Here is a 7,801-nt window from a genome sequence, read left to right on the forward strand (position 1 = left end):
TAGAATTGGCCGTACTCAACCCGTTGTCCGGCACAGGAGCGACTCATGCATTCAACCCTCTCACCGCGCGCCATTTGCTTCATCGTCGCTCTGCTTGCAGCCAGCGCAATTCAATCCAGCCTCGCCACCCCCCTCCCCGGCACCGCGCCCCTCACGCTTGAAGGCGACCTTGCCGAGCAGATGGTGGCGGGCATCCACGCCGATCTGGACGCACGGACGGTCGCGGCACAGACGGCGCGCAGGGCGAAATGGACGGCAAGCGCGGCTGCCGAAGGCTTCGCGCCGGTGCACCGCGAAAAACTACGTGTAATCCTCGGTGCGGTGGATCCGCGTCTGCCGGTGGCGATGGAGACGGTGTCCGCGCCGGGTAAGGAGGGGCCGATTGCGGTGGGGGACGCCTATAGGGTCTATGCCGTGCGCTGGCCGGTTTATCAGGGGGCCTGGGGCGAAGGGCTGCTGGTGGAGCCCAATGGCGATCCGCGCGCTTCCCTGGTGCTCCTGCCCGATGCGGATGAATCGCCGGAGTCGCTGCTGGGTCTTGCGCCGGGCAACGCCTATGCCGTGACGCTGGCGGAGCAGGGCAACCGTATCCTGATTCCGACCCTGGCGAACCGCGCCGACACCTGGTCGGGCCATCCCGATGTGCGCATGACAAACCAGCCGCACCGCGAGTTCATCTACCGCGCCGCCTACGAGATGGGACGCCATGTTATCGGCTATGAGATTCAGAAAGTGCTTTCGGCCCTCGACTGGCTCCAGGCCCAATCGTCGGAAGCGCCACTGGGCCTCATGGGCTATGGCGAGGGCGGCCTGATCGCCCTGCACGCCGCGGCACTCGACACGCGTGTCCAGGCGACGGTGGTCTCGGGCTACTTCGGTCCGCGCGAGGGCCTGTGGACCGAGCCGATCTACCGAAACGTTTGGTCATTGCTGACGGACTTTGGCAATGCCGAAGTGGCCGCGCTGATCGCGCCACGCGCCTTGATTGTGGAATCCGCCACACCGCCCGCCGTCACGGGGCCGCCTGCGACCGAAGGCCGCTCGGGGGCCGCACCGGGCGTGGTGCCCAATCCTTCTACCGAGGAAATTCAGTCGGAAGTGGCCCAGGCATTGACCTACGTACCCGTCGGCGAGGGCACGCCCTGGCTACAGCGTTCGGCTGTTGATGTCGGGCTCCCCGGACAACCCGCAACGCTGGAAGCCTTTTCTTCGGCCCTCGGGCTCGATGGGTTGCCCGCTACGGCTTCCTCACCCCGCGCGGAGACGGAGATACCCGACGCTGAAGCGCGAATGAAACGTCAGGTGGAGGGCATGCTCGGCTGGACGGACCACATCCTCGCGGAAGCGCCCTTTGCCCGTGAGTCGGTGTGGAAAGAGGCCGATGCCAGCTCCGCCGAAGCCTGGGCGAAGTCCGTGCCGCGTTATCGGAAATTCTTTCACGAGCAGTTGATGGGCAAGCTGCCCCAGGGCACGGTGCCGCTCAATCCGCGCACGCGCGAGATCTACGACACGGAGAAATTCACCGGCTACGAAGTCATGCTCGATGTAAACGAGCAGGTCTACGCCTACGGTATTCTGCTGCTGCCGAAAAACATCGCGCCCGGCGAGAAGCGCCCCGTGGTCGTCTGCCAGCATGGCCTCGAAGGGCGTCCCCAGGAGGTGACGGATCCCGCGAGCGACAGCCACTACTACCACCGCTTTGGGGCGAAGCTGGCCGAAGAGGGCTTTATCGTTTATGCGCCCCAGAACCCCTACATCGGCGAAGACCACTTCCGCACCCTGCAGCGCAAGGCCAACCCGCTCAAGCTTTCGCTCTTCAGCTACATCATCGAGCAGCATCGCCGCACCCTGGAGTGGCTGGGAGCATTGCCCGAGGTGGACCCCGCGCGCATCGCTTTTTATGGACTGAGCTATGGCGGCAAGACGGCCATGCGCGTGCCCGCCGTGCTGGATGGTTACTGCCTCTCCATTTGCTCCGGCGACTACAACGAGTGGATCTGGAAAAACGTGACCCGGCGCCGGATCTACAGCTATGTGTTCCACGGGGAATACGAGATGTTCGAGTGGAACCTGGGCAACACCTTCAATTATGCCGAGATGAGCTGGCTCATCTGTCCGCGACCTTTCATGGTCGAGCGCGGCCATGACGACGGCGTCGCGCCGGGCGAGTGGGTGAGCTATGAATACGCCCGCACCCGCGAGCGCTATGATCGTCTGGGCCTCGGCGACGAGACGACCATCGAGTACTTCAACGGTCCCCATACCATCCACGGCGTGGGTACCTTCCAGTTTCTGCGCGACAAGTTGAAGTTTCCGGTGGTGACGCAGTAGCGGAGTTGCGGCCATGACCTTGGACGATTGTATGGGTGCCCTGGAGCGCGAGGGCACCGCCCAGAACCGCAAGACCTACGCGCGCCATGGCGTGACCGGACCCTGCTTCGGCGTGAGTTACGCCGCGCTGGGCAAGCTCAAGAAGGCGATCAAAATCAATCACGATCTGGCGGTGGCCTTGTGGGACTCAGGCAACCACGACGCCCGGGTACTTGCCTGCATGATCGACGATCCGGCCGCCGTTACCGCAGCCGAATTGAAAGCCAGAGCGGCGGAACTCTCCAACTATGTGCTGACCGACGCCCTCTCGGGCCTGGTTGCGAAGTCACCCCATGCCCGGGCGTGCATGACGGCCTGGATCAAGACCAGGGACGAATGGCGGTCCAGCGCGGGCTGGAATATCCTGGCCCATCTCGCTCTGGCGGAAACGGGGCTGCCGGATCATGAATTTGAGTCCATGCTCGCGCGGATAGAGTCGGGGATTCACGGCGCCGGGAATCGCACGCGCCATACCATGAACAACGCCCTCATCGCCATCGGATCGCGCAACGAGCATCTTGCGGAATTGGCCACCGCGGCGGCGGGCCGCATCGGGAGGGTCGATGTGGATCACGGTGAGACCGGGTGCAAGACCCCCGACGCGGCCGCCTATATCGCCAAGACCCGCGCGCACTATGCGGCCAAAGGCGGCATCACCAAACGCAAGCGCTGTTAGGCCTTTTCCCACAGTTGCCGTATGGGCACGACGTACATGCCATCGCCCATGGGCGCGGCGACTTCTCCGTCATAAAGGACAATCCCGGCCTTGAAGCGATCGCCGCAGGCGGCGCGCAACTTTCTGAGCCCGCTCAGATCGCGCTTCTGGAAGGTGGCCGAAGTTTTCACCTCGATCCCCACGACTCTCCCACGGGATTCCATCACCATGTCCACCTCCACGCCGTCCCGATTGCGAAGGTGGTAAAAGGTGACGGGGTCCTCGTGCCAACTGGCCTGGCGCTGTAACTCCTGAAATACGAAGGTCTCCGCCAGTTGCCCCAGGAGATCGCGATTGCCCCACAGGGCGGGGGCGTCCGTTCCCAGCAGGGCACAGGCCAGGCCCGTATCGCCGATATGGAGTTTGGGCGTCTTCACGAGGCGGCTCAGCAGATTCGCATGCCACGGCAGCAACTCCGCCAGCAGGTACACATTCGCCAGCAGCGTGGTGTAGGCGCGGATTGTCGGGCGGCTCAGTTGAAAGGGCGCGGCCAGGTCCGACGCGTTCACCAGACGGGCCGTCTGGCCCGCCGTCAGCGCAAGCAGGCGGGGCAGGGCCTCCAGCGACGCGATGCGGGAGATGTCCCGCACGTCCCGCTGCACCATGGTGATGAGATCGTCGTGATACCACCGCGCGCGCCGTCGCGCGTCGGCCCGCGCGAGGGCCGCTGGATAGCCTCCCGCCACGATGCGACTGGCCAGATCTTCTTTGAGGCGCGGCTTGCTCGTTACCGGGAAGCCGCCGGAGAAGGCGCAATCCAGGAAGCCCGGCTGCGCGCCCGCCAGCTCCGACTGGGACAGAGGATGGAGGCGCAAGATGGACATGCGGCCCGCCAGGGAATCGGAGAGGCGCGGAAGCACCAGCACATTGGCCGACCCGGTCAGGAGAAAGCGGCCCGGTGTACGATTGCGGTCAACCGTGGCCTTGATCGTCCGGAATAGTTCGGGGGCGCGCTGCACTTCATCGAGAACTACCTTCTGCGGCAGATCGTCTATGAATCCGACGGGATCGGACAGCGCGGCCGCCAGCATGGCGTCGTCGTCGAAACTGAAGTAAGCGTAGCCCAGACGTTGGCCCACCTGGCGCGCCAGCGTAGTTTTCCCGCACTGTCTCGGCCCGTCGATAAGCACCACGGGGGAGTCCTCCAGTGACTCCAGGAGGCGAGGCTCGATCAATCGGGTATAGGTGGCGGGGGAGTCCATATCGGCCTATTGTACGGTTGGGTTTCGGCTGATCGAAACCGAGGATGGCGTGAGTTCGGCTGATTGTAAAACAATGGGTCGGCTGATTGAAAGGTTAGGGTTCGGCCAATTGAAAACTTTTAGTGCGGCTGATTGAAAACTGTTGGCATCGAAACTGGGGGCAAGGACCTCACTTTCATGAGCAGGGCGAACACCACCGCTCGCCCCGCGCTTCTACTTGCACCCTCCGGCTTTCCTGCGCCACAATGGCGCTTCAGATCTGCCCATCTCGCGAAAGGAGCCACCCCGATGCCTAGTCCCTATCAGGGGGTTATCCTCGCGGCGGGCGGTGGCAGCCGGATGGGCCCCCTGGCGGACCACTGTCCCAAAGCGCTGCTGCCGGTGGCAAACGTGCCCCTGATCATCCGCCACGTGGAGACCCTGCGGGCGCTCAACGTGCGGGAGATCCTGGTCGTCATTGGACATCATGCCGCCTTGATCGAAGGGACCCTGGGGGATGGCCGGGAGCACGGGGTTGCGATCCACTATGTGCAGCAACACGAGCGCCATGGCCTGGCCCACGCCGTGGCGGCTCTGGCGTCTCACATCAGCCGACCCTTCTATCTCCTGCTGGGAGACATCTACTTCGAGTTCACCCACCTCGGCGTGGCCGCCCGGGTATTCGAAGCGGAGGGGGCGGCCGCAGTGCTCGCCATCGAGCGGGGTGCCGAGCCCGCCGCCGTGCGGCGCAATTTCAGCGTCGATCTGGAGCCCGGCGGACGGATTCGTCGGGTGGTGGAGAAGCCGGCGGAGGTCGATTGCCGCGCCAAGGGCTGCGGGTTCTACCTGTTTGACGAGCGCATTTTTGAGGCCATCCGCCAGACCCCGCGATCCGCGCTGCGCAATGAATTCGAGTTGACCGACGCGATTCAGGTGCTCATCGACACCGCCGCGCCGGTTTTTGGGGTGGAAATGACCGGGTGGGACGTAAACATTACGGTTCCCCCGGACGTGATCGCGTGCAACGTTCGTGCGCTGCAAGCCCTGGGGCAGAGGCAGCTTGTCGGTCACGGTTGCACAATCGCACCCGGCGCGGTGCTGGAACAATCCGCCGTGGGGGATGGGGCGCGCATTACGCACCCCATCCGTCTGCAACGGTGTGTTGTGTTGCCGGGGGCCGTGGTGGAATCAGAGGCCGACCTGTGCGATGCCGTGATCGCGTCGGGTCTCATTGCCCGCTGAACGGAGAGCGGACCGATCCGACGGATCGGATCGGCGGAGCGGCCACCAGGCCTTCGTTGTCAACGGTCAACGGTCAAGCGACCACCCCACGCCTTCCCGCCTCGCGGACTCCCGCAATTTTTCCAGGCCCCGCCGCACCGACCGGTAGGCGGCGGAACTGCTGCACCCCATCCTCAGGCCAATCTCCGCGTAGGTCAGGTCTTCGAAGTAGTACAGCTCGATGGCCCGCCGCTGCTTCTCCCTGAGACGCCAGCGCATTTGCCAGCGCACCCAGTTCAGCAGCCGCTCTTTTTCCTCGCCCCAGGCCAGCCCGGCCGCGATGCTTTGCTCGTCCTCATTCCAGGGACTCTCCTCGTTGGTGAAGCCCGCCATGGCCGAGGGGCCACAATTGACCTTGAAGCGGTCCGCATAGTTGCGTTTTTCCATGATATGCCTTCCTTTGGGTTGAGCGTCCGCCGCCGGACGCCTCTTGCGCGTTGGTGTGGAAGGCAGGGTAGGGGAGGCGGGGCCGGGAAGTACTTTGGAAAAAGGGTGGAAATCCTTGTTATTTCCGGGGGCGGGCCGCTCCCATGCGCATGGCGCGGCGTGCTACTATAGGCGGCTGAACCACCCACGAAATCGCGATGGAGGCGAAATTACCCATGAGTATCAAAGACGACGTGCAACAGGGCATCAAAGAGGCCATGAAGAATAAGGATCAGGTGCGCCTGGAGTGCCTGCGCATGGCCAAGGCGGCGCTGCTGCTGAAAGAGAAAGAAAGCGCGAAGGAATCGGCCCTGTCCGACGACGACGCCATCGCCACCCTGCGCGCCGAGGCCAAGAAGCGCCAGCAGAGCATCGAGACCTATGCGGCCCACGGCAAGACCGAGGAAGTGGAGAACCTGAAGAAGGAGATCGCCATCCTCGAAGAATTCCTGCCGAAGCAGCTTTCCGAGGATCAGCTTCGAGAGAAGATCCAGGCCTTCCTGGCGGCCAACCCCGACGTGACCCACGCCGGCAAGCTCACGGGCGCCATCAAGAAGGAACTGGGCGACCTGGCCGACGGCCAGATGCTGAACCGGCTCTGCAAAGAAGTCCTGGGCTGAAAATAAACGGAAAAGAGTTTCCAAAGAAAATACAACGGCACGAAGCGGCGATATCCAGCTTCGTGCCGTTGGCTTTGTGGTTCCAGTTTTTCGGTATTCAGGGCGAGCCGTCTCTTCCCTCCCTGTTGACTCGGCGAACGTGATCCGGTTTCCAGGTCCCCAATCGCCAACTAATTGTAAAAGCGCATGAAAGTCTGGTTCCGATCCCAGTTGTTGATGTCGTCCCCGCCGCCCATAAGCTCCGGTTCCTGACCGCCCTCATAGTGCTGTTGCGCCGGAGGCGTATAGGCATGGCTCGAATCATAAATCGGCTGGCCGGAGATGAGATTGGCGCCGAAGGACCAGATGTAGTCAGTCTGATCAGCGGGCGCGGGGAAGCCAAACGTATTGGGCTCGCCGGTTTCGAAATCCAAGCCGGACATGATGAGATTGTCTGTGGCCGGGGTGCTCTGATAGGCAGACAAGTATGTGCGAAAGACCACAGGACCCATGTCTGCTGGCCAGGGGCCGGGAAGGATCTGGTAGAGGTTGCCCCAGGGATCGAGCCCCAGGTCGGGATAGTAGGAATTGCCCAGCTTTTCGACCAGGTCCGTCTTGAGCACCGATTGGTGGTCATCGGCCATCCCGGGGTCCAGCGCGTGCCGTCCTTTCCTGAGGAGGACATAGGTAGCCGAGGTGTATATTTCGACGCTCGCCTGAAACGGGTCCATGGACTGTTCGCGAATCAGTTGGGCGACGCGCGCCTCGAATTTCGGTGGATCGAAAAAGTCGCGCAAACGCGACTGACCCGAGTCCGCCAGTATCTTGGTAATGCCAAGCTCGATATTCTGAATCTCGGCCATGGTCTTCATGGATTTGGAGTGGTGCGGGAAGAGATTATGCGGGCCCCACGGTACGCCAATAGCAAGTAGAATGAGAAGCACGATGGTGGAGATTGTGAAATTGCGCAGCGTACGCCAGATGGAACCTTTGCGTTGCGATTTCATGGGGCGCGCCTCCTTGCTCAGTATATACCAATGACGGGCAATCACAAAGAGCGCATCGCCCGGACGCTGGGAGAGCGCCATTGGCGTGCTTGGTGCGCGGGTCGGCGAAGTGACCGGACTCATGAGCCGACTTTTCGTATCTTTTGGGTGCAGATCTGCTATTACCGCTAATAATGCCAGATAAATATAGTTGTGGGCTCCGGGTTGGAATTGGCTATACTT

The 7,801-nt window shown here is 62.6% G+C and carries 7 protein-coding genes; 4 read left to right on the plus strand and 3 right to left on the minus strand.

The window, feature by feature from the left end; all coding sequences use genetic code 11:
* The first annotated feature begins 45 nt into the window (after positions 1 to 45).
* Positions 46 to 2,331, plus strand: coding sequence for a dienelactone hydrolase family protein (locus tag JNK74_26035; GenBank protein ID MBL7649650.1), 2,286 nt, complete (start codon positions 46 to 48; stop codon positions 2,329 to 2,331).
* A gap of 13 nt (positions 2,332 to 2,344) precedes the next feature.
* Entirely contained in the window at positions 2,345 to 3,046 is a 702-nt protein-coding gene (locus tag JNK74_26040; protein MBL7649651.1) for a DNA alkylation repair protein, read from the plus strand.
* On the opposite strand, the gene JNK74_26045 is transcribed toward JNK74_26040, so the two are convergent.
* Entirely contained in the window at positions 3,043 to 4,287 is a 1,245-nt protein-coding gene (locus JNK74_26045) for an ATP-binding protein (GenBank protein ID MBL7649652.1), read from the minus strand. The genes JNK74_26040 and JNK74_26045 overlap by 4 nt on opposite strands.
* 288 nt (positions 4,288 to 4,575) lie before the next feature.
* Here JNK74_26045 and JNK74_26050 point away from each other — a divergent pair, with 288 nt between their 5' ends.
* Positions 4,576 to 5,508: an NTP transferase domain-containing protein gene (locus tag JNK74_26050; GenBank protein MBL7649653.1), complete on the plus strand. Its 933-nt coding sequence runs from the start codon at positions 4,576 to 4,578 to the stop codon at positions 5,506 to 5,508.
* A gap of 66 nt (positions 5,509 to 5,574) precedes the next feature.
* On the opposite strand, the gene JNK74_26055 is transcribed toward JNK74_26050, so the two are convergent.
* Positions 5,575 to 5,934 (minus strand): sigma-70 family RNA polymerase sigma factor, encoded by a 360-nt coding sequence (locus tag JNK74_26055; GenBank protein ID MBL7649654.1) that lies wholly within the window; start codon positions 5,932 to 5,934, stop codon positions 5,575 to 5,577.
* A 215-nt stretch (positions 5,935 to 6,149) separates the two neighbouring features.
* Between JNK74_26055 and JNK74_26060 the strand changes: the two genes are divergently transcribed.
* Positions 6,150 to 6,593 (plus strand): GatB/YqeY domain-containing protein, encoded by a 444-nt coding sequence (locus tag JNK74_26060; GenBank protein ID MBL7649655.1) that lies wholly within the window; start codon positions 6,150 to 6,152, stop codon positions 6,591 to 6,593.
* A 170-nt stretch (positions 6,594 to 6,763) separates the two neighbouring features.
* Here JNK74_26060 and JNK74_26065 read toward each other — a convergent pair whose 3' ends face one another.
* Positions 6,764 to 7,579 carry a hypothetical protein gene (locus JNK74_26065; protein MBL7649656.1) on the minus strand — a complete coding sequence of 272 codons (816 nt, stop codon included), beginning with the start codon at positions 7,577 to 7,579 and terminating at the stop codon, positions 6,764 to 6,766.
* Between the last annotated feature and the right edge of the window lie 222 nt (positions 7,580 to 7,801).

It is taken from the genome of Candidatus Hydrogenedentota bacterium, from assembly GCA_016791475.1.
Lineage (GTDB): Bacteria > Hydrogenedentota > Hydrogenedentia > Hydrogenedentales > JAEUWI01 > JAEUWI01.

What these genes read in the sequence shown, in the direction of transcription:
- JNK74_26035 (MBL7649650.1), top strand. Translation starts at nt 46, where the DNA reads ATGCATTCAACCCTCTCACCGCGCGCCATTTGCTTCATCGTCGCTCTG.
- JNK74_26040 (MBL7649651.1), top strand. Translation starts at nt 2,345, where the DNA reads ATGACCTTGGACGATTGTATGGGTGCCCTGGAGCGCGAGGGCACCGCC.
- JNK74_26045 (MBL7649652.1), bottom strand. Translation starts at nt 4,287, where the DNA reads ATGGACTCCCCCGCCACCTATACCCGATTGATCGAGCCTCGCCTCCTG.
- JNK74_26050 (MBL7649653.1), top strand. Translation starts at nt 4,576, where the DNA reads ATGCCTAGTCCCTATCAGGGGGTTATCCTCGCGGCGGGCGGTGGCAGC.
- JNK74_26055 (MBL7649654.1), bottom strand. Translation starts at nt 5,934, where the DNA reads ATGGAAAAACGCAACTATGCGGACCGCTTCAAGGTCAATTGTGGCCCC.
- JNK74_26060 (MBL7649655.1), top strand. Translation starts at nt 6,150, where the DNA reads ATGAGTATCAAAGACGACGTGCAACAGGGCATCAAAGAGGCCATGAAG.
- JNK74_26065 (MBL7649656.1), bottom strand. Translation starts at nt 7,579, where the DNA reads ATGAAATCGCAACGCAAAGGTTCCATCTGGCGTACGCTGCGCAATTTC.